The 20,664-nt window shown below is 72.1% G+C and carries 22 protein-coding genes; 18 read left to right on the forward strand and 4 right to left on the reverse strand.

Going from position 1 to position 20,664, the window contains the following annotated elements; all coding sequences use genetic code 11:
• Positions 1 to 5 precede the first annotated feature (5 nt).
• The 10 genes from ACSP50_RS08425 (at position 6) to ACSP50_RS08470 (ending at position 11,293) form a co-directional block, all read left to right on the forward strand.
• Positions 6 to 818: a DivIVA domain-containing protein gene (locus ACSP50_RS08425; RefSeq protein WP_014688738.1), complete on the forward strand. Its 813-nt coding sequence runs from the start codon at positions 6 to 8 to the stop codon at positions 816 to 818.
• A gap of 30 nt (positions 819 to 848) precedes the next feature.
• Positions 849 to 1,688: a hypothetical protein gene (locus ACSP50_RS08430; RefSeq protein ID WP_014688739.1), complete on the forward strand. Its 840-nt coding sequence runs from the start codon at positions 849 to 851 to the stop codon at positions 1,686 to 1,688.
• A 6-nt stretch (positions 1,689 to 1,694) separates the two neighbouring features.
• The gene (locus ACSP50_RS08435) at positions 1,695 to 1,979 is read left to right on the forward strand and encodes a DUF167 family protein (protein WP_014688740.1); all 285 of its coding nucleotides are present in this window, start codon (positions 1,695 to 1,697) and stop codon (positions 1,977 to 1,979) included.
• Positions 1,980 to 2,303: 324 nt separating this feature from the next.
• Positions 2,304 to 2,726: a TraR/DksA family transcriptional regulator gene (locus ACSP50_RS08440; protein ID WP_014688741.1), complete on the forward strand. Its 423-nt coding sequence runs from the start codon at positions 2,304 to 2,306 to the stop codon at positions 2,724 to 2,726.
• Positions 2,699 to 3,286, forward strand: coding sequence for a signal peptidase II (gene lspA, locus ACSP50_RS08445; protein WP_014688742.1), 588 nt, complete (start codon positions 2,699 to 2,701; stop codon positions 3,284 to 3,286). The genes ACSP50_RS08440 and lspA overlap by 28 nt, the downstream gene beginning before the upstream one ends.
• A gap of 41 nt (positions 3,287 to 3,327) precedes the next feature.
• Entirely contained in the window at positions 3,328 to 4,212 is an 885-nt protein-coding gene (locus ACSP50_RS08450) for an RluA family pseudouridine synthase (protein WP_231957014.1), read from the forward strand.
• Between the two features lie 92 nt (positions 4,213 to 4,304).
• Positions 4,305 to 5,234 (forward strand): hypothetical protein, encoded by a 930-nt coding sequence (locus ACSP50_RS08455; RefSeq protein WP_155123455.1) that lies wholly within the window; start codon positions 4,305 to 4,307, stop codon positions 5,232 to 5,234.
• A 184-nt stretch (positions 5,235 to 5,418) separates the two neighbouring features.
• The gene (locus ACSP50_RS08460; protein WP_014688745.1) at positions 5,419 to 6,948 is read left to right on the forward strand and encodes an AAA family ATPase; all 1,530 of its coding nucleotides are present in this window, start codon (positions 5,419 to 5,421) and stop codon (positions 6,946 to 6,948) included.
• 35 nt (positions 6,949 to 6,983) lie between these two features.
• On the forward strand, positions 6,984 to 10,514 hold the full coding sequence (dnaE, locus tag ACSP50_RS08465; protein WP_014688746.1) for a DNA polymerase III subunit alpha: 3,531 nt from the start codon (positions 6,984 to 6,986) through the stop codon (positions 10,512 to 10,514).
• Positions 10,515 to 10,543: 29 nt separating this feature from the next.
• Positions 10,544 to 11,293 (forward strand): hypothetical protein, encoded by a 750-nt coding sequence (locus ACSP50_RS08470; RefSeq protein WP_155123456.1) that lies wholly within the window; start codon positions 10,544 to 10,546, stop codon positions 11,291 to 11,293.
• Here ACSP50_RS08470 and ACSP50_RS08475 read toward each other — a convergent pair.
• Positions 11,208 to 11,915 carry an LON peptidase substrate-binding domain-containing protein gene (locus ACSP50_RS08475; protein WP_014688748.1) on the reverse strand — a complete coding sequence of 236 codons (708 nt, stop codon included), beginning with the start codon at positions 11,913 to 11,915 and terminating at the stop codon, positions 11,208 to 11,210. The genes ACSP50_RS08470 and ACSP50_RS08475 overlap by 86 nt on opposite strands.
• Positions 11,916 to 12,024: 109 nt before the next feature.
• Here ACSP50_RS08475 and hisD point away from each other — a divergent pair, with 109 nt between their 5' ends.
• The 7 genes from hisD (at position 12,025) to hisF (ending at position 17,551) form a co-directional block, all read left to right on the forward strand.
• A complete protein-coding gene (gene hisD, locus ACSP50_RS08480; RefSeq protein ID WP_014688749.1) occupies positions 12,025 to 13,335 on the forward strand; it encodes a histidinol dehydrogenase in 1,311 nt (436 codons plus the stop codon).
• The gene (locus ACSP50_RS08485) at positions 13,332 to 14,411 is read left to right on the forward strand and encodes a histidinol-phosphate transaminase (protein ID WP_014688750.1); all 1,080 of its coding nucleotides are present in this window, start codon (positions 13,332 to 13,334) and stop codon (positions 14,409 to 14,411) included. Before hisD ends, ACSP50_RS08485 begins: the two co-directional genes overlap by 4 nt.
• Positions 14,408 to 15,019: an imidazoleglycerol-phosphate dehydratase HisB gene (hisB, locus tag ACSP50_RS08490; RefSeq protein ID WP_014688751.1), complete on the forward strand. Its 612-nt coding sequence runs from the start codon at positions 14,408 to 14,410 to the stop codon at positions 15,017 to 15,019. Before ACSP50_RS08485 ends, hisB begins: the two co-directional genes overlap by 4 nt.
• A gap of 1 nt (position 15,020) precedes the next feature.
• Positions 15,021 to 15,641, forward strand: coding sequence for an imidazole glycerol phosphate synthase subunit HisH (gene hisH, locus ACSP50_RS08495; RefSeq protein WP_014688752.1), 621 nt, complete (start codon positions 15,021 to 15,023; stop codon positions 15,639 to 15,641).
• Complete coding sequence (locus ACSP50_RS08500; protein ID WP_014688753.1) at positions 15,638 to 15,958, forward strand: hypothetical protein; 321 nt, start codon at positions 15,638 to 15,640, stop codon at positions 15,956 to 15,958. Before hisH ends, ACSP50_RS08500 begins: the two co-directional genes overlap by 4 nt.
• An 8-nt stretch (positions 15,959 to 15,966) precedes the next feature.
• Positions 15,967 to 16,692 carry a bifunctional 1-(5-phosphoribosyl)-5-((5-phosphoribosylamino)methylideneamino)imidazole-4-carboxamide isomerase/phosphoribosylanthranilate isomerase PriA gene (priA, locus tag ACSP50_RS08505; protein ID WP_014688754.1) on the forward strand — a complete coding sequence of 242 codons (726 nt, stop codon included), beginning with the start codon at positions 15,967 to 15,969 and terminating at the stop codon, positions 16,690 to 16,692.
• Between the two features lie 97 nt (positions 16,693 to 16,789).
• A complete protein-coding gene (hisF, locus tag ACSP50_RS08510; RefSeq protein WP_014688755.1) occupies positions 16,790 to 17,551 on the forward strand; it encodes an imidazole glycerol phosphate synthase subunit HisF in 762 nt (253 codons plus the stop codon).
• Positions 17,552 to 17,686: 135 nt separating this feature from the next.
• Here the strand turns inward: hisF and ACSP50_RS08515 are convergent, their stop codons facing one another.
• The gene (locus ACSP50_RS08515; protein ID WP_014688756.1) at positions 17,687 to 18,115 is read right to left on the reverse strand and encodes a hypothetical protein; all 429 of its coding nucleotides are present in this window, start codon (positions 18,113 to 18,115) and stop codon (positions 17,687 to 17,689) included.
• Positions 18,116 to 18,247: 132 nt separating this feature from the next.
• Positions 18,248 to 18,451 (reverse strand): hypothetical protein, encoded by a 204-nt coding sequence (locus ACSP50_RS41660; RefSeq protein WP_043511043.1) that lies wholly within the window; start codon positions 18,449 to 18,451, stop codon positions 18,248 to 18,250.
• Between the two features lie 10 nt (positions 18,452 to 18,461).
• On the opposite strand from ACSP50_RS41660, the gene ACSP50_RS08520 reads away from it, so the two are divergent.
• Positions 18,462 to 18,803: a VOC family protein gene (locus ACSP50_RS08520; protein ID WP_014688758.1), complete on the forward strand. Its 342-nt coding sequence runs from the start codon at positions 18,462 to 18,464 to the stop codon at positions 18,801 to 18,803.
• Positions 18,804 to 19,194: 391 nt separating this feature from the next.
• Here ACSP50_RS08520 and ACSP50_RS08525 read toward each other — a convergent pair whose 3' ends face one another.
• A complete protein-coding gene (locus ACSP50_RS08525) occupies positions 19,195 to 20,649 on the reverse strand; it encodes a PLP-dependent aminotransferase family protein (RefSeq protein WP_014688759.1) in 1,455 nt (484 codons plus the stop codon).
• Positions 20,650 to 20,664 lie beyond the last annotated feature (15 nt).

Genomic DNA, 20,664 nt, shown 5'->3' on the forward strand with positions numbered 1-20,664 from the left:
TTTCGATGCCGCTGACCCCGGCCGACGTGCATAACGTCGCCTTCAAGAAGCCCCCGATCGGCAAGCGGGGGTACGACGAGGAGGAGGTCGACGCCTTCCTGGACGAGGTCGAGCGCGAGCTCGCCCGTCTGATCGAGGAGAACAACGAGCTGCGCGCCCAGGTGGAGCGCGGCGGCCGGGGTGGCGCACCAGCCGGCCCGAGCGCCGACCCCCGCCTCGCGGCCGAGCTCAACGACCTGAAAGGCCAGCTTGACCGCGTCCAGCGGGACAAGACGGCGGCCGAGCAGGCGGCCCGGCAGATGCAGGCCGAGCTGGAGCAGGTGCGTGCCCAGGGCCCCGGCCCGGGTGCCGGCCCGACCGGCGCCGACGGCGAGCAGCAGGCGCTGCGGGTGCTGATGATGGCCCAGCGCACCGCCGACGACCACGTGTCCGACGCCCGCCGCGAGGCCGACAAGCTGCTCTCCGACGCCCGCTCCAAGGCGGAGGAGGTCACCCGGGAGGCCCGGGCCAAGGCCGATGCCCTCGAGCGCGACGCGCGCCAGCGGCACCAGGAGGCCATGGGCGGCCTGGACGCCAAGCGGACCGCGCTGCAGAAGCACATCGAGGAGCTGAAGCAGTTCGAGCGGGAGTACCGCACGCGGCTGAAGGCGTACCTGGAGAGCCAGCTGCGCGACCTCGACGGTCGTGGTCAGGGCCTGGAGGCCGAGATGGCGCGCGCCGACGCGAGCCGTGCGGTCGGCGGTTCCGGCGGCCTCGCCGCGGCCGGCCTGGCCGGGTCGTACGGCGGCCGGTCGAACGCCATCGAAACGGGCCGCTGACGCAGCCCCGCACCACGACGAGGATGAGCCATGATCCCTGCTAGTTTCCCGCTCATCCTCGTCGCGGTGGTGTGCCTCGCGATCGGCCTGGTCCGCGGGTCGAGCAGCCTTCTCATAGCGTCGATCGTGGCCAGCCTGCTGGCCGCGGTCGCCCTCGTCATCGGCGCGCGGCGCAATGCCGCGGCGCACCGTCCGGAGTCACCGGACGACGACTTCCCGCCGCCGCCGGCTCCGCGCCGCACCACCGGGGCGCCGTCCGACGCCCACGATTCTGCCCCGGCCGGCGACGCGTTCGCAGCCGATTCGCGGTACGCCGAGCCGCCCACCTTCGCCTCCGCCCCGCCCACCGCCCCGGAGCCGCCGGCGGGTGGCCAGGTATACGAGCAGCGGGCCGCGGCGGATCACGGCGAGCCGGTCGATCTTCCGCCGGCGACCGATGACGCGGGTGCCGCGGGAACACACCTCCCGGACGAAACCGTCGTAACGCCGGTGCCCGCGGCCGACTATCAGGCCGCGTCGTCGACCATCGGGGCGGCCCGCGGCGGACACGACGACGACCAGTCGTGGCGGCGGCCGATGGCCACCGACGCCGGGCTCGACGACGGGTTCGGGGAACCGGACGCCGACGATCCGGACGACGAACCGCTGCCGCAGGCGGTGCGCCCCGCCGACGCCGTGCAGGTGGCCCGGTTCGACACCGAGGTGCTCGTGGTGGACGGGCGGCCCCGCTACCACATGGCGGACTGCCCCCACCTGGTCGGGCGGCTGACCGAGCCCCTGCCGGCGGCCGAGGCGGTGGAGCTCGGCTTCAGCCCGTGCGGCCTGTGCCGGCCGGTGGACCGGCTGCTGGGCGCGAACGCGCGCCGCTGACCGCCGATGGTGTCAGTGCCGGTTCGGGTGCGGCCGGGAGCCGGGCGGACCCGGGTCGGCGGCGGCTACCCCGGCCCGCACGGGACGGCGGTGATCATCGCGGTGGCGGCGCCCGCGGTCGACGGCCACGCGACCGAGGCGGCCCGGCGGGCGCTGGCCGCCGCGTTGGGGGTGCGGGCCGCCGCGGTGAGCCTGCGGGTCGGTGCGACGAGCCGGGACAAGGTCTTCACGGTGGATGCGCCGGCCGCGGAGGTGGCCGGGCTCTTGGCCGCACTGGTGGCCGAGAGGTAGGGCGGCCGGATTCAGGCGCCGGGGAGAGTGACAACCGGTGATGCCGGGGTGACCTGGGGTGTATCGTCGGGTATCCGATCGCCGGCTGGCTGTTTCATGCCGTTTGTCGGGAATGGGGCTGCCCGGCGGGTTGTCGGGTCATCTCACTTTCCGTATCGTTGCCACCCTCCGGAGTGCGCGGCGTCTTTCCAGCCGCGCCATTTCTGCAGGTGGGGCAAGATCTACCGGGGTCCGGCGGCCGGAGGGTAAGCGGCCGGCGGGACGGGTAACCCGGTGGAAAGAGGACCGCTGACCGCCGCGCCGGGCGCGGCCGAGGGAGCGACGATGGCCAAGGCAACCGACATCCGGCCCGCCTCGGGCGGCCACGCGGCCGGCGAGCGGCAGCGCAGCGAGGCCGAGACCGCCGAGATCCGGGAGGCTCTGGTGGCGCGGCTCACCGAGCTGCAGGCCGAGTACGATCATGCGCTCAGTGAGATCACCGAGCTTTCGCGGGAGCGGCTCGCCGACTCGGCCGGGGACGACCAGGCCGACACCGGCACCAAGACGTTCGAGCGCGAGCAGGAGATCACGCTGGCCAACAATCTGCTCGAGCGGATCACACAGGTGGAACGCGCCATCGACCGGCTCGGACAGGGCAACTACGGTTGGTGCGAGCGGTGCGGCAACCAGATCCCGGTGGAGCGGATTGCCGCCTTCCCGTCCGCGACTCTCTGTGTGTCATGCAAGCAACTGGAGGAACGACGCTGAACGCCGACAAGGCTCCCCGGTTCGCCGCGCGCGCCGTCGCGGTGCTGGGTGCCACCGCGCTGCTGGCGCTGGCGCTCGACCAGTGGGTGAAGTACCTCTCCACCGAGCATCTCGACCCGAACGAGCCGGTCCGGATCCTCGGTGGCCTGATCTACCTGTCCCTGCTGCGCAACAGCGGGGCGGCGTTCAGCTTCGGCGACACGCACACCTGGATCTTCCCGGTGATCACCCTGGTGGTGATCGGCTGGATCGGCTGGATGGCGACCCGGCTGCGTTCGGTGCCGTGGGCGCTCGCTCTCGGTCTGGTGCTCGGCGGTGCGCTGGGCAACCTGGCCGACCGGCTGTTCCGGGCACCCGGCCCGTTCCAGGGCAAGGTGGTCGACATGATCAGTGTGTTCGCGCCGTACGCGGAGAAGTTCCCGGTGTTCAACATCGCGGACAGCTGCCTGACCGTGGGCGTCTGCCTCGCGGTGCTTCTGGAGCTCACCGGCCGGCAGCGGGACGGCAGCCGGCTGAAGAACACGAAGAACGAGCAGGTCGAGACCGAGGAGACGGCGTGAGCGACACGCGTTCGCTGCCCGTCCCGGACGGGCTGGACGGGATGCGGCTGGACCAGGCGGTGTCCCGGCTGTTCGGGCTGTCCCGCACGGCCGCGGCCGACCTGGTCGAATCCGGGGACGCGCTGGTCGACGGCGCCCCCCGGCCGAAATCGGACAAGGTCGCCGCGGGTTCCTGGCTGGAGGTGACCCTGCCGCGGCCGGTGACTGCTCCGGTGCTGGTCGCCCAGCCGGTGCACGGCCTGTCGGTGATCTACAGCGACGACGACATCGTGGTGGTGGACAAGCCGGTCGGCGTGGCCGCCCACCCGAGCCCCGGCTGGACCGGTCCGACCGTGGTCAGCGGTCTGGCCGCGATGGGGCAGAACGTGGCGACCAGCGGCGCCGCCGAGCGCCAGGGCATCGTGCACCGCCTCGACGTCGGCACCACCGGCCTGATGGTGGTCGCCAAGTCCGAGATGGCGTACAGCGTGCTCAAGCGGGCGTTCAAGGAGCGCGAGGTGGACAAGCGGTACCACGCGGTGGTGCAGGGACACCTGGACCCGCTGCGCGGCACCGTGGACGCGCCGATCGACCGACACCCGACGGCCGACTACCGGTTCGCGGTGATGTCCGGCGGCAAGCCGAGCGTCACCCACTACGACACACTGGAGGCGTTCCGCGCCGCCAGCCTGGTCGACGTGAAGCTGGAGACCGGGCGTACCCACCAGATCCGGGTGCACTTCTCGGCGCTGCGGCACCCTTGCGTCGGCGATCTCACCTACGGTGCGGATCCGACCCTGGCCGCCCGGCTGAAGCTGAACCGGCAGTGGCTGCACGCCCGGGAACTGGGCTTCCTGCACCCCCGGACGCATGATGAGGTCCGCTTCGTCAGCGACTACCCTGACGACCTGAAATTCGCGCTGGACGTCCTGCAGGACGCCGGCTGACCTGCTGACATCCGGGAGACGCCGTGGGGCCCGCGCATCGTGTGCGAGCGGTCCTCGTCAGGTTCGGGGGCGGCTCGCTCCGGTTGCAGATCATGACCGGGGTGGCGGCCGCCGCCACCGCGACGCTGGTGCTCGCCGTCGCCTGGGCCGGCCACTCCGGCGACCCGTCCGGCGGCGACCCGGGTGACGTGGTGCGGGTCGGGGTGATCGAGGGCCAGACGGTCGGCGGTTACCTGGACTCCTCGCGGCGTGAGCTCAGCATGCTCACCGACCCGTCCGGCCCGGCCGCCGGGGACACCTGGGCGCTGGTCAGCCTCCGCGACTACACCGCGCCGGCCCAGCTGCCGGCGCTGCTGGCGGGCGCGACGGTGGCCCAGGTGTACGCGCGGGTGCCGCTGCCCGGGGTGCGCACCCAGGTGTCGCTGATCCCGGTCTACTCGATGCCCGGGGACGTGACCGCCGGGATGCTCGACGCGGCCCTGGTGCGCGACCGGGAGCAGGCCGACCTGTCCCGGCTGGAACGCTCGCTGACCGGCGAGGGGCAGCGCGAGCAGCGGCTGCGCACCACGTACGGCACGGCCGCTCTGGTCGCGGCGCAGGAGGCCGCGGCGTACCGGGCCGGCTGCTCCTGTGTCTTCGCGGCCGTGATCCGCGCCGCACCGGCGACCCTGGGCGGCATCGCGTCCCGGCCGGGGGTGCGCGGTGTCGACCCGGCTCCCGAGGTGCGCAGCCTGGACCACACCGAGTTCCGGCCGCCGCGGCCCGAGGAGAGCGGCCTGGTGACCGCGGACCCGTCGGTGCGGCCTGTGCCAACCGCGACACCGGGCGTTGCCTCCGGATCGCCCGGACGGTTACCGTCGTCGATCGGAGGCACTGTGACTTCCCACTCATCCGGGCGTGGTCCCGGCCGGTCACCCTCGGTCGCCGTCTCGTCGACGGCTCCGGCTGACGTACCCTCGGAGGACGAAGTGGGCACAGCTCAGGCCTCATCCGTCGCGTCGATCGCCGAACCCGGCCGCTGATTTTTCCGTATCAAGAAACGTTCGGGTGGATGCACGTGCACGACCGGCGTGCCGTCATGTGATCAAGAACGACGGGGGGATGGGCAGTCGGTCGGTGGCCCGCATAGGGTTTGCCTCCGTAGCCTGTCTTGGCGAGACCCCCTCGCCGGAGCACGACGTCGGGTAGGCGCAGAAAGGACACGCCGTGGACGGGACCGAGACCGGCTGGGGCCGGCCTGCGGAGCCGGCCCCGCGCTGGCGGGCCCTGCTCGACCGGGCCCGGCACGGTCACCGCGCCGAGGAGCCGGCGGACGAGCCGCGGGCCGATCCGGCCGCGGTGCCGCAGCAGTGGGGGCAGCAGCAGCCGCCGGCGCCGCCGACCCGGGCGTCGGCCCGGCCGGTGAACCCGCTGGAGAACCGGGGTTACGAGGGCCAGCGCCAGGCCGAGCCGAGGTACGGGGCCGCGGAACCGCAGCGGCCGATGCCGCAGCGGCCGGTCAACCCCCTCGATCCGCGCTGGCAGGCCCGCCCGGACCAGCAGCAGCACAGCTTCTTCGAGCCGGCGCCGCGGTCGCCGCAGCCGGTCACCCCGCCGCCCGCACCGCCCGCACGGGCTGACTATCCGCCGGCGCCCGGCTATCCGCCTCAGGTGCCGCAGCCGAACGGTCATCCCGCGACCAACGGCTACGGGCAGCCCCCGGCCGCCCCGCACGCCTATGCGGCGCCCCCGGCCGCCCCGCAGGCGTACACGACGCCGCCGCTCGCCCCGCGCCCGGTCTCCCCGCCACTGGCCCCCCGGCCGGTCTCTCCGCCGCTCGCGCCGCCGGTCGCCCCGCCTCCGCCGGCGTCCCTCGCCCCGCCGGCGCCGCTCGCACCCGCCGCCGGGGTCGGTGCCCGGATCGAGTGGCGGCAGACCCGCACCGACGAGGGTCTGGACCGCTCGGCCGCGGTGCTGCGCCGCACGCTCGGCAAGCCGCGCGTGCTGGCCTTCGCCAACCCTAAGGGCGGCGTCCACAAGACCACCGCGACCGTGCTGGCCGCGGCCACCATCGGCAGCGTCCGCGGCCGCGGCGTGCTCGCCTGGGACGACAACGAGCTGCGCGGCACGCTCGGCCTGCGGGCCGGCAGCGCCCGGCACGCCCGGACGATCAAGCACCTGCTCGCCGACCTGGACCGGATCGAGGGCCTGCACGGCGACGCGCTGCTGCAGGAGCTCGACGCGTACCTGCGGCACGCCTCCGACGGGTCCTACGACGTGCTCGCCGGCGAGGAGAACCCGCGCTTCGCCCAGCGGCTGGACCAGGGCACCGTGCGCCGGGTGACCGACCTGCTGCGCCGCACCCACGACGTGATCTGTGTGGACACCGGCAACAACGTGGAGAGCGTGAACTGGCAGACGGTCATGCGGATGGCCGACCAGCTGGTGATCACCACGGTGCCCCGGGAGGACGCCGCGTTCACCGCCGACTGGATGCTCGACGTGCTGGAGGAGAGCGGGATGGGCGACATGGTGGCCAACGCCGTGACGCTGATCTCCTGCCCCTCGCCGGGAGCCCTGCCGCTGCTGGCGGACTTCAAGAAGCACTTCGCGACCCGCACCCGCGCGGTCGCGGTGGTGCCCTACGACCCGGCGCTGGAGGTGGGTTCGTCGATCGAGTACGGCGATCTGCAACCGGAGACCCGGCAGGCGTGGTTGCGGGCCGCGTCGGTGATGCTGGAGCCCTTCGCGGAGTAAGCTGATCCGCCTCGCCAACAGAAGAGGGGGCCCGGGTGTCAGACTCCTTCGTGCACCTGCACGTTCACACAGAGTATTCAATGCTCGACGGAGCGGCCCGGGTCAAGGAACTCATCAGTGAGGCGAAACGGCTCGGCATGCCGGCCGCCGCGATCACCGACCACGGCAACATGCACGGCGCCTACGAGATGTACACGCAGTCCAAGGCGGCCGGGATCACCCCGCTGATCGGCGTCGAGGCCTATGTCGCCCCGGATTCGCGGCTGAACAAGAGCCGGATCAAGTGGGGCCGCCCGGAGCAGAAATCGGACGACATCTCCGGTAACGGTGCGTATACCCACATGACGATGTGGGCACGCAACGCGGTCGGGCTGAAGAACCTGTTCCGGCTGAACTCGCGGGCCTCCATCGAGGGCCAGCTCGGTAAATACCCGCGGATGGACTTCGACATCATCGCCGAGCACGCCGAGGGCATCATGGGCACCACCGGCTGCCCGTCCGGCGCCGTGCAGACCCGGCTGCGGCTCGGCCAGTTCGACGAGGCACTGAAGTCGGCCGCGATGTATCAGGAGGCCCTCGGTAAGGACTACTACTTCCTCGAGATCATGGACCACGGCCTGTCGATCGAGAAGCGGGTCCGCGACGGCCTGCTGGAGATCGGCCGGAAACTCAACATCCCGCCCCTGGTCACCAACGACTCGCACTACACCTTCGAGGCCCAGGCCGAGGCGCACGACGTGCTGCTGTGCGTGCAGACCGGCAGCAACATCGCCGACCCGAACAGGTTCCGGTTCGACGGCAACGGCTACTTCGTGAAGTCGGCCGAGCAGATGCGCGCGGTGGACTCCTCCGAGGCCTGGCAGCAGGGCTGCCGCAACACCCTGCTGGTCGCCGAGAAGGTGGACATCGAGGGGATGTTCACGTTCAAGAACCTGATGCCCCGGTTCCCCATCCCGGACGGCTTCTCCGAGGAGGAGTACTTCCGGCACGTGGCGTTCGAGGGGCTGCGCAAGCGGTTCCCGGCCGGCATCCCGGACACCCACGTCACGCAGGCCGAGTACGAGCTCGGTGTGATCATCAGCATGGGCTTCCCGGCGTACTTCCTGGTGGTCGCCGACTTCATCCAGTGGGCGAAGAACAACGGGATCGCGGTCGGCCCGGGGCGCGGGTCCGCGGCGGGGTCGCTGATCGCGTACGCCATGGGCATCACCGACCTCGATCCGCTGCCGCACGGCCTGATCTTCGAGCGCTTCCTGAACCCGGAGCGCATTTCGATGCCCGACGTCGACATCGACTTCGACGAGCGCCGGCGGGCCGAGGTGATCCGCTACGTCACCGAGAAGTGGGGGGACGACAAGGTCGCCCAGATCGCCACGTTCGGCACGATCAAGGCGAAGGCCGCGATCAAGGACTCGGCCCGGGTGCTGGGCTACCCGTTCGCGGTCGGCGACCGGATCACCAAGGCGATGCCGCCGGACGTGATGGGCAAGGGCATCCCGCTCTCCGGCATCTTCGACAAGGAACACAAGCGGTACAACGAGGCCGGCGAGATCCGTCAGCTGTACGAGACCGACCCGGACGTCAAGAAGGTGATCGACACCGCGCGCGGGATCGAGGGCCTGATCCGGCAGACCGGCGTGCACGCGGCCGGCGTGATCATGTCCGCCGAGCCGATCATCGACCACATCCCGCTGATGCGCCGGGCCTCGGACGGCGTGATCATCACGCAGTTCGACTACCCGACCTGCGAGACGCTCGGCCTGCTCAAGATGGACTTCCTGGGCCTGCGCAACCTGACGATCATCGACGACGCCAACAAGAACATCGAGCTCAACCACGGCGCCCCGCTCGACCTGCTGGCCCTGCCGCTGGACGACAAGCCGGCGTACGAGTTGCTCGCCCGCGGTGACACCCTCGGTGTGTTCCAGCTCGACGGCGGCCCGATGCGCTCGCTGCTGCGGCTGATGAAACCGGACAACTTCGAGGACATCTCGGCCGTGCTGGCGCTGTACCGGCCCGGCCCGATGGGCGTCGACTCGCACACCAACTACGCGCTGCGCAAGAACAGACTCCAGGAGATCACCCCGATCCACCCGGAGCTGGAGGAGCCGCTGCGCGAGATCCTGGAGCCCACCTACGGCCTGATCGTCTATCAGGAGCAGGTGCAGCGCGCCGCGCAGATCCTCGCCGGCTACTCGCTCGGCCAGGCCGACCTGCTGCGCCGCGCGATGGGCAAGAAGAAGAAGGAGATCCTCGACAAGGAGTTCATCCCGTTCCGCGACGGCTGCCGCGAGCACGGCTACTCCGACGAGGCGATCCAGGCGGTGTGGGACGTGCTGGTGCCGTTCGCCGGCTATGCGTTCAACAAGGCGCACTCCGCGGCGTACGGCCTGGTCTCCTACTGGACGGCGTACCTGAAGGCGCACTACCCGGCGGAGTACATGGCCGGGCTGCTGACCAGTGTCGGCGACGACAAGGACAAGATGGCCGTCTATCTGGCCGAGTGTCGCCGGATGGGTATCCAGGTGCTGCCGCCGGACGTGAACCAGTCGGCCGGCCCGTTCACCCCGGTGGGCCGGGACATCCGGTTCGGTCTGGGCGCGGTCCGCAACGTCGGCGGCAACGTGGTCGAGGCGATCGCCCGGTGCCGCAAGGAGAAGGGCGAGTACACCGACTTCTACGACTTCCTGTCCAAGGTGGACGCGGTGGCCTGCAACAAGCGGACCATCGAATCGCTGATCAAGGCCGGGGCGTTCGACTCGATGGGCCACTCCCGCAAGGGGCTGCTCGCCGTGCACGCCGAGGCGATCGACGCGTACGCCGGGGTCAAGCGGAACGAGGCGGCCGGCCAGTTCGACCTGTTCGGCGCGTTCGGGGACAGCGCCGGGTCGTCGGCGACCGTGGCGATGCCCACCATTCCGGACAGTGAGTGGGACAAGCGCGACAAGCTAACCTTCGAGCGGGAGATGCTCGGTCTCTACGTCTCCGACCATCCCCTGGCCGGGCTGGAGCAGGTGCTGCAGAGCAACGCGGACATCAGCATCGCCGCGCTCAACGAGGACGGTTCGGTGCAGGACGGCCAGGTGGTCACCATCGCGGGCATCCTCACCGGGGTGCAGCGCCGGATCACCAAGCAGGGCCGGGCCTGGGCGTCGGCCACCGTGGAGGACCTGGCCGGTGGGGTCGAGACGCTGTTCTTCCCGAACACGTACGAGCTGATCGGGCAGTACATCGCCGAGGACGCGATCGTGGTGGTCAAGGGCCGGGTCGACCGGCGCGACGACACCCCGCGGATCATGGCGATGGACATGTCCATTCCCGATATATCCCATAACCCGGACAGCAAGCCGGTGGTCCTCACCATGCCGATCACCAGGGTCACCCCGCCGCTCGTCGACGAGCTCAAGGACATCCTGGTCAGCCACCCCGGCGACACCGAGGTGCACGTCCACCTGCAGAACGGCAAGCGGACCACGGTGGTGCGGCTGGTCGCGGCCCGGGTCGCGGCCACCCCCGCGCTGCGCGCCGACCTCAAGATGATCCTCGGCCCGGCGGCGGTGGCCTGATCCCCGGCCCGATCTGGAAGGATCAGAGAGTGCAGCCAGAGGACTCCGTGATCGTCGACCAGCCACCCGCGGGACCGTCCTGGTGGCGTCCGCAGCGCGGCGGCAGCCACCGTTCGCTGCGCCGCACGCTCGCCACCGGCCTGGGCAGTGCCGCCGTGATCGCCGCGCTCGGCGCCCCGGTCGGGCTGCTCTGGCACACGCTGGCGCCACGCGTGGAGGTGGTCGACGCCGGCTCCTCCGGTTTCCTGGTCACCGACCCGGCCGAGCAGTTCATCGCCGCCGATGGCTGGCTGACCCTGCTCGGCCTCGGCTTCGGCCTGCTGGTGGCGGTGCTCGCCTGGCTGGTGCTGCGCCGCGATCGGGGGCCGGCACTGCTGCTGGGCGTCGTCGCCGGCGCCGCCGCCGGGATCCGCTGGGTGGCGGTCCCGCTCGGTCAGATGATCGGCCGAGCCGACTACACCCACTGGAAGGCGACCGCCGCGAAAGGCGACACCTACCTGGCCCCGCCGCAGATCCACGCGCACGGCCCGACGCTGGTCGCGGCGTTCGTCGCGGCGATCGTGCTGACCCTGCTGGCCGGCTGGTCCAACGACCCGGACCTGGACAGTCCGGGTGCACAGCCCGGTTACGGCCCCAACCACGGGCAGTACGAGGCGGAGCCGCCCGGCTCGGCGCCGTTCAGGGCGCAACAGCTCAGTTCGGACTCGCCGGGCGCGCCAGATCCGACAGCGGCACCGGCACCGCCCGCACCCGGGCCAGCAGACCAGCCTCGCGGTTGAGCAGCCGCAGCTCGGCGCGCAGCCGGGCGACGGTGTCCGTGGCGGCCAGCAGCGCGTGCCGCTCCTCGACGGTGAGCTGGGCGGTCGCCGCGACCAGGTGGGACAGCACGGTCGCGTCCTCCGGCATCTGGTCCAGGATGTCGGCGCTCGGCCGCAGCAGCGTCAGATAACGCTGGAAGGCCGCCAGCACCCGGGGCCGCAGCAGGTCGGCGGCCGGGTCGGGGATGTCCTCCGCGGGCAGCCACTCGACCCGGGCGCACAGATAGGGCTCGGTGCCCTGCTCGACGGCGAGCACCCGGAACCGGCGGCGACCGACCGTCATGATGTCGAACCGGCCGTCCGGCAGCTCGCTCACGTGCCGCAGCTCGGCGGTGCAGCCCACCTCGAAGAGATCACCGGCGCCGACCGGGGCCGGATCGGGCACCGGGCCGTCGCCGAACCCCTCCGCCACCTCGCTGCCGTGCCGCAGGGTGACCACGCCGAACTCAGCCGGCGGCTCGGCCGGGCGGGCCGACAGCTCCCGCACCAGAGCGCGATAACGCTCCTCGAAGATGTGCAGGGGCAGGACCAGACCGGGGAAGAGCACCGTGCTCAGCGGGAAGACCGGCAGCCGATCGCTCACGGGTTCAGCCTAGCTGTCGGCTGACCTTGGGCAAACCTGTGTTTTCCCAACGCCTGGGCCGGGGAGTCGCGCCCGCGGAGTTGTCGGAGGGGCCGCCTAGACTGGTCGGGTGCTGAATCGGATCGACCTGCGCGGCTCCCGCCCGGACCCGCGCGGTCTGCTGCCCCGTGCCCAGCTCGACGTCTCCGTGGCCGTCGAGAGGATTCGTCCCGTCGTCGAGGCGGTCCATCAGCATGGGTTCAGTGCGATCCGCGAGGCGACCGAGCGGTTCGACGGGGTCACCCTGGAGCGCCTGCGGGTGCCCGCCGAGGCGATCACCGCGGCCGCCGACACCCTCGACCCCGCCGTGCGCGCCGCCCTGCTGGAGGCGATCAGGCGGGCCCGGAAGGTGCACGCCGACCAGCGCCGCACCGACACCACCACCAAGGTGGTCGACGGCGGCACGGTCACCGAGCGCTGGGTCCCGGTCCGCCGGGTCGGGCTCTACGTCCCCGGCGGTCTCGCGGTCTACCCGTCCACCGTGGTCATGAACGTGGTGCCCGCCCAGGAGGCCGGCGTCGAGGGTCTGGTGGTGGCCAGCCCGCCGCAGGCGGACAACGGCGGCCTGCCCGACTCCCGGGTGCTCGCCGCCTGCGCCCTGCTCGGCGTCACCGAGGTCTACGCGGTCGGCGGCGCCCAGGCGATCGCCATGCTGGGCTACGGGGCGGACGGGGTGGACGCGGGTGACCGCTGCGAGCCGGTCGACGTGATCACCGGGCCGGGCAACATCTGGGTCACCGCGGCCAAGCGGCTGCTGCGCGGCACGGTCGGCATCGACGCCGAGGCCGGCCCCACCGAGATCGCCATCCTGGCCGACGAGACCGCCGACCCGCGGCACGTGGCGGCCGACCTGATCAGCCAGGCCGAGCACGACCCGCTGGCGGCCAGCGTGCTGGTCACCGACTCGACGGCGCTCGCCGACGCGGTCGACGCCGAGCTCGCCGCCCGGGTCCCCGCGACCAAGCACGCCGAGCGGGTGCGGATCGCGCTCACCGGCGAGCAGTCCGGCGTGGTGCTGGTCGACGACCTGGAGCAGGGCCTGGCCGTCGTGGACGCCTACGCGGCCGAGCACCTGGAGATCCAGACCCGGGACGCGCGGGAGTGGGCCCTGCGGGTCCGCAACGCCGGCGCGATCTTCGTGGGCGCCTGGTCCCCGGTGTCGCTCGGCGACTACGCCGCCGGTTCCAACCACGTGCTGCCGACCGGGGGCTGCGCCCGGCACTCGTCCGGGTTGTCGGTGCAGTCGTTCCTGCGCGGCATCCACGTCGTCGAATACGACCAGGCCGCCCTGCGCGACGTCGCCGGCCACGTGGTGGCGCTGGCCAACGCGGAGGACCTGCCGGCCCACGGCGAAGCGGTCACCGCGAGGTTCGGCCGGTGACCACCATCGACGATCTGCCGATCCGCGACGACCTGCGGGGCAAGTCGCCCTACGGCGCGCCCCAGCTCGACGTCCCGGTCCGGCTGAACACCAACGAGAACTCGTACCCGGTGCCCGCCGATGTGGCCGAGGCGATCGCCAAGGCCGTCCAGGCCGAGCTGCACGACCTCAACCGCTATCCGGACCGCGACGTGATCGCCCTGCGCACCGAGCTCGCGGCCTACCTCGGCCACGGGCTCACCATGGCCAACGTGTGGGCCGCCAACGGCTCCAACGAGGTCCAGCAGCAGATCCTGCAGGCGTTCGGCGGCCCGGGGCGCACCGCGCTCGGCTTCGGCCCGTCCTACTCGATGCACCCGCTGCTCGCGCAGGGGACCGGCACCGGGTGGATCGGCGCGCTGCGCGACCCCGACTTCGGCCTCGACCCGGAGCGGGCCGTCGCCGAGATCCGGCGGCACGACCCCGACCTGGTCTTCGTCTGCTCACCGAACAATCCGACCGGGACCACGCTGGACCCGGCCGTGCTCGAGGCGATCCTCGGCGTGGCCCGCGGCATGGTGGTCGTCGACGAGGCGTACACCGAATTCGCGCGCCCCGGCACCCCGAGCGCGCTCACCCTGCTGCCCGGGCACCCGCGTCTGGTGATCAGCCGCACCATGAGCAAGGCGTTCGGCTTCGCCGGCGGCCGCCTCGGCTACCTGGCCGCCGACCCGGCGGTGATCGACGCGGTGCAGCTGGTCCGCCTTCCGTACCATCTCTCCGCGATCAGCCAGGCCGCCGCCCGCGCCGCCGTGGTGCACCGCGCGTCGCTGCTGGCCACCGTCGAGGCGATCAAGGAGCAGCGCGACCGGATCGTGGCCACGCTGCGGTCCCGGGGCGTCCGGGTCGCCGACAGCGACGCCAACTTCGTGCTGTTCGCCACCGGCGACCAGGACCAGAGAGCCGCCTGGCAGCGGTTCCTCGACCGCGGGGTGCTGATCCGCGACGTGGGCCTGCCCGGCTGGCTGCGGGTCACCGCCGGCACCGAGACCGAGACCACCGCCTTCCTGAACGCCGCTGAGGAGATCTTGTCGTGACCCGCACCGGACGGATCGACCGCGTCACCAACGAGACCAAGGTGCTCGTCGAGATCGACCTCGACGGCACCGGCAAGGGTGACCTGAGCACCGGCGTCGGCTTCTACGACCACATGCTCAACCAGCTCGCCAAGCACGGCGGATTCGACCTGCTGGTGCGCACCGAGGGCGACCTGGAGATCGACGCGCACCACACCATGGAGGACACCGCGATCGCGCTGGGCGAGGCCTTCGCGCAGGCGCTCGGCGACAAGCGGGGCATCCGGCGGTACGGATCGGCCACCATCCCGATGGACGAGGTGCTCGTCCGCGCGGCCGTCGACCTGTCCGGCCGGCCCTACGTGGTGCACGACGAGCCGCTGCTCACGCCGTACATCGGGCCGGTCTACGCGACCAGCATGACCCGACACATCTTCGAGGCGTTCGGGCACGCGGCCAAGGTCACCCTGCATGTCGACGTGCTGCGCGCCTGCCGGCCGGGCGGCCACCCCGACGCGCATCACGTGGTCGAGGCCCAGTTCAAGGCGTTCTCCCGGGCGCTGCGCGAGGCCGTCGAGATCGACCCGCGCAACGCCGGCTCGCTGCCGTCCACCAAGGGCGTGCTCTGACATGGCGGCCCGGGTGGTGATCCTCGACTACGGATCGGGAAACCTGCGCAGCGCCGAGCGGGCCGTCGCCCGCACCGGTGCCGACGTGACGGTGACCAGTGACCTGACGCTGGCCGCCGAGGCCGACGGGCTGGTCGTGCCCGGCGTCGGCGCCTACGCCGCGTGCATGGCCGGCATCGACGACCTGGGCGCCGGCCCGGTGATCGCCGGACGCATCGCGCAGGGCCGGCCGGTGCTGGGCATCTGCGTCGGCATGCAGATCATGTTCGAGTCCGGGGTGGAGCACGGGGTGCAGACCAAGGGCCTCGGGCTGCTGCCCGGCTCGGTCACCCGGCTGCACGCCGCGCGGATCCCGCACATGGGGTGGAACACGGTCACCGTGCCGGCCGGGTCGCGGCTGCTGGCCGGGCTGGCCGCGGACACCCGGTTCTACTTCGTGCACTCGTACGCGGCCCAGGACCTCGGCGCGCTCGGCGACGCCGCGGTGACCACCGCGGCACACGACGAGCCGTTCGCGGCGGTGGTCGAGCGGGGTGCGCTCAGCGTCGCCCAGTTCCACCCGGAGAAATCGGCTGACGCCGGCTTCGCGCTGCTGAGCAACTGGGTCACCGCGCTCCGATGAGCAAGGAACGCGCGCGACGCCGAGCCGAACGGCTCGTCGTCCTCGAACGCGAGAAGGCCGCCCGGGCTCGGAAGGTGGCCCGGCGGCAGCGTCGCCGCGCTCTGCTCAACCGGCTCCGGCTGCCGAGACTCGGCAGCGACGGCCGTCTCTACCATCGCAGTCGGCGGCAGCGGATCGGCATCGTGCTGGTCCCGCTGATCGCCATCGCCGCGGTCTGGATCCTCATCCCCGACCCGGCGCTGCGCATCCTGCTCACCGTTCTGATCGTCCTCGCCGCGCCGGCCATGGTCGTCGTGGCGCTGGGCCGCCGTTCCTAGGGAGAAACGTGACGCTTCAACTGCTGCCCGCCGTCGATGTCGCCGACGGCCAGGCGGTCCGCCTGGTCCAGGGCGCCGCCGGCTCGGAGACCGCCTACGGCGATCCGCTGGAGGCCGCCCTGGCCTGGCAGAACGACGGCGCCGAGTGGATCCACCTGGTCGATCTGGACGCCGCCTTCGGTCGCGGCTCGAACGCCGACCTGCTCGCCGGCGTCGTCGCCCGGCTCGACGTCAAAGTGGAGCTCTCCGGCGGCATCCGTGACGACGAATCGCTGACCCGCGCCCTGGCCACCGGCGCCCAGCGGGTCAACATCGGCACCGCCGCGCTGGAGGACCCGGAGTGGTGCGACCGCATCTGCGGCGAATACGGCGACCGGGTCGCGATCGGCCTCGACGTGCGCGGCCGGACCCTGTCCGCCCGCGGCTGGACCCGCGACGGCGGCGACCTCTACGAGGTCCTCACCCGCCTCGACAAGGCCGGCGCCGCGCGATACGTGGTCACCGACATCACCAAGGACGGCACCATGCGTGGTCCGAACCTCGACCTGCTCCGCGAGGTCTGCGCCGCCACCGACAAGCCGGTCATCGCGAGCGGCGGTGTCTCCACCCTGGACGACCTGCGCGCCCTGGCGACCCTGGAGCCGATCGGGGTGGAGGGCGTGATCGCGGGCAAGTCGCTGTACGCCGGCGCCTTCACCGTGCGCGAGGCGCTGGACGTGCTCGCCCGGGCCTGAGATCGGAGCGTGCCCCGCCGGCGTCCCGGTGGGGCACGTTTCCGGGACCGGGCATGACCCGTTCGAGTGGCGTGGAACGGCTGGTTAGGGTGGGGGCATGACGGTCGCGGTGCGTGTGATCCCCTGCCTGGACGTGGATGCCGGACGGGTGGTGAAAGGGGTCAACTTCGTCGACCTCCGGGACGCCGGCGACCCCGTCGAACTCGCCGCCGCCTACGACGCGGCGGGGGCCGACGAGCTCACCTTTCTCGACGTCACCGCGTCGTCCGACGACCGTGGGACGATGCTCGACGTGGTACGGCGTACCGCCGAATCCGTCTTCATCCCGCTGACCGTGGGCGGCGGTGTGCGGTCGGTGGCGAACGTGGACGTGCTGCTGCGCGCCGGCGCCGACAAGGTCGGGGTGAACACCGCGGCGATCAACCGGCCCGAGCTGATCAGCGAGATCGCGGAGCGGTTCGGCAACCAGGTGCTGGTGCTGTCCCTCGACGTGCGCCGGGCCGCGGGTCAGCCGTCCGGGTGGGAGGTCACCACCCACGGCGGGCGCCGCAGCGCCGGCCTCGACGCGGTCGAGTGGGCGGCCCGGGTGGCCGAACTCGGCGCCGGCGAGATCCTGCTCAACTCGATGGACGCCGACGGCACCAAAGCCGGCTTCGACCTGGAGCTGATCCGGGCGGTGCGGGCCGTGGTGGACATTCCGGTGATCGCCAGCGGGGGAGCCGGGGCGGTGGAGCACTTCCCGCCGGCGGTGGCGGCGGGGGCGGACGCGGTGCTGGCGGCCAGCGTCTTCCACTTCGGTGACCTGACGATCGGCGAGGTCAAGACGTCGCTCCGGGATGCGGGCAACGCGGTGCGCTGACTCGGCCGAGCGGGGTCTGCGCGGGACGGGGTTTCGCTGACCGGGACCAGTGGGGTCCGTGCGCGGTGCGGTGCGTTGATCGGGTTGAGCGAGGTCGGCGCGTGGCCGGGTTCGCGGGGTGTGGCGGCGGCTCGCTCAGCGGCCGTCGGCGAGGCGGAGGCTGTACTCGCGGACGGCGGCGTTGTAGGTGGACTCCTCCAGGGTCCACTCGCTCCGTCCGGGGGAGGCGGCGCGGTTCAGCTGGGTCTGCAAGGTCATCACCGCTGAGGAGAGGCCGCTGAACGGGCGGGTGCGCCAGAGCTGCTCGCCGGCCGGGGCGACCTGGACGATGTCGTCGGCCACCGTGATCAGGCCGGCGCCGGCCAGCCGGCGCACCGACTCCTCCAGCTCGGCGCGGGCCGGCACGCTGTGGTGCAGGAAGTCGGCCGCGGCGATCAGGTCGGCGAGCGTGGCGCCGGTCACCGGCAGGGCGGCGTGCAGCGCGCGGTCACGCTCCAGACGCTCAGCGATGACCGCGGAGACGAAGATCCACGCGTCGTTCCAATTCCAGCCGCCGGCCCCCATGCCGCAATGATGCCGTGCCGCCGGCATGTCGGGAAGCGAATGTGTCCGGATGATCACCGGGTGGTTGCGGGGGATAAAAGGTGATCTTCACACTTGATAACGACATACGCCGTACATCGGGGTACCCCTATCTCACCGTGCGGGCACCGAACCATCCCGCGCGCCTGCCGCGCACGACCAGTCGTCGGCCGCAGCGTACGACATGATGAATTTGATCTTGATATTCCTGATCTCCGCCATCGACGGCCGCCTCCGGAAACCGGGGTATTCGCGCATCGGCACATCCGTGCCCGCGCTTCCGGCATACGGTTTCTGACAGAAGATCGAGCGTGACATCGGGGGAAAAATGCCTATTCGAACGATCACCGTCCCGGTCAAGGACCTGGACGCGGCCAGGGCTCTGTACACCCGGCTGCTCGGCGTCGAACCCTACGCCGACGCGCCGTACTACGTCGGATTCCGTCCCGACGGTGGCCCCGAGCTGGGACTCGACCCGCACGGTGACGTCGCCGCCGGGCCGATCGTCTACTGGCACGTCGACGACATCAACGCCGAACTCACCGCGCTGATCGCGGGCGGCGGCACCGAGGAACGCCCGGTCCACGACGTCGGCGGCGGCACGCTGATCGCCACGTTCCGCGACGCCGACGGCAACCTCTTCGGCCTGCACCAGGGCGCCGCTTCCTGACCGCGCTCCGCCCGGCGAGGTGCCCCGGTCCGGAGCGGCCGAAGCTCGCCGGGGACTGCGGCAAGTGCCGCGGCTCGCCCGGGAGCTTCGGCCGGCGCCGATGCCTGCCAGGAACATCGGCGAGTGCTCAAGAGGGCCGGCAGTGTTCATGGGAACCGTCGACGCCCGCCCGGGACTTCGGCAAGCGACCAAGAGGGCCGGCAGTGTTCAAGGGAACCGTCGATGCCCGCCCGGGACTTCGGCAAGCGCCTCGCGTATTCGCCGTGATGACCGTCCGCCGGCCGGTGTGAAGCCCGGTCATCCCGGTCGAACCGGCGATCCCCCCGCGGGGCGCCTCAAACCGTGCGCGAACGGCTTTGTGGTCACCGAAATGGGCGAGGACGGCAACCGATCAGGCGATGACGGCCGGGGTGCGCCAGGTGGGTCGTGGGGTGCGGTCGAGGTCGTGGCGGACCGAGGCGATCCGGCGGACCGCTTCCGTCAGGTCGTCGGCCGGCAGGGTGAACGGCAGCCGCAGGAAGCGTTCCAGCGTGCCGTCCAGTCCGAAGCGCGGGCCGGGCGCCAGGCGCACGCCGACGTCCTCGGCGGCCCGGGACAGGGCGCTGGAGATCGGCCCGTCCATCTCCACCCAGAGGGTGACGCCGCCGCCGGGGACGAAGAACCGCCACTCCGGCAGCTGTTCGCGGAGCGCCGTGACCAGGGCGTCGCGGCGGAAGCGCAGCTGGGCCCGGCGGGCCGCGACGATTTCCGGAGCGAGTCGCAACAGGTGGACGGCGACGAGTTGTTCGAGGACCGGGCTGGCCATGTCGACGCCGACCCGGATCGCGGCCAGCCGCTGGACCATCGGGGCGGAGGCGCGGACCCAGCCGATCCGCAGGCCGCCCCAGTAGGGCTTGCTCATTCCGCCGATCGACATCACCCGGGAGTGCCGGTCGAAGACCGCGACCGGTGGCGGCATCGCCGGGTCGTCCAGCGGCAGGTCGACGAAGGATTCGTCGGCGACCAGCTCGGTGCCGGTCGAGTGGGCCGTGGCGACCAGGCGCTCGCGCAGCTCGGCGGGCATCAGGTGGCCGGTCGGGTTGTGGAATTCCGGGATCAGGTAGGCGAGCCGCGGCCGGGTCTGGCGCAGCGCGCCGAGGAGCATCTCGCCGTCCCAGCCGGTGGCGGTGTCCATGCCGTGGGTGCTGATCCGGGCGCGGCGGGCGGAGAGGGCGGCCAGCGCGTTCGGATAGGTGGGCGTCTCCACCAGCACCGGCGCGCCGGCCGGAACGGACAGCCGCAGCACCAGGTCGAGGGCCTGCTGCGTGCCGCTGGTGACGAGGACCTGCTCGGCCGAGGTGGGCACGCCGCGCGCGGTGTAGATGTCGGCGACCGCGGCGCGCAGCTCGGGCAGGCCGGTCGGGTGGTAGCCGGCGCTGCCCAGATAGCGGGGCAGGTCGTCGGCGGCGGCCCGGGCGGCCGGGACCAGCTCGACCGGGGCGGCCGACGCGGCCACCCCCATGTCGATCATGTCGAGGTCGTCGTCCGGGGTCCACAGGCCGGAGGTGGCCACCCGGTGCCCGTGCGGCAGGGTGGTCCAGCTGCCGGCACCGCGCCGGCTGGTCAGGTGGCCGCTCTCGCGCAGCGCGCGGTATGCCGCGGACACCGTGGTGCGGCTGACCCCGAGCGACTCGGCCAGTTCCCGTTCGGCCGGCAGTCGGACACCGAGCGCCAGCCGCCCGTCGGCGAGCAGCCCGCGCACGGCGGCGGCCAGGGCGGCGTAGTCGGGGCTGCGATGCCGGCCCGGCAGTGAATGCCACCGGCCGAGTAGCCGGGCCAATTGGTCCCCTCGAACCGACGTTGTCATAGCCACCTCCCGAGG

Source organism: Actinoplanes sp. SE50/110, assembly GCF_900119315.1.
In the GTDB taxonomy this organism is placed as follows: Bacteria; Actinomycetota; Actinomycetes; order Mycobacteriales; family Micromonosporaceae; genus Actinoplanes.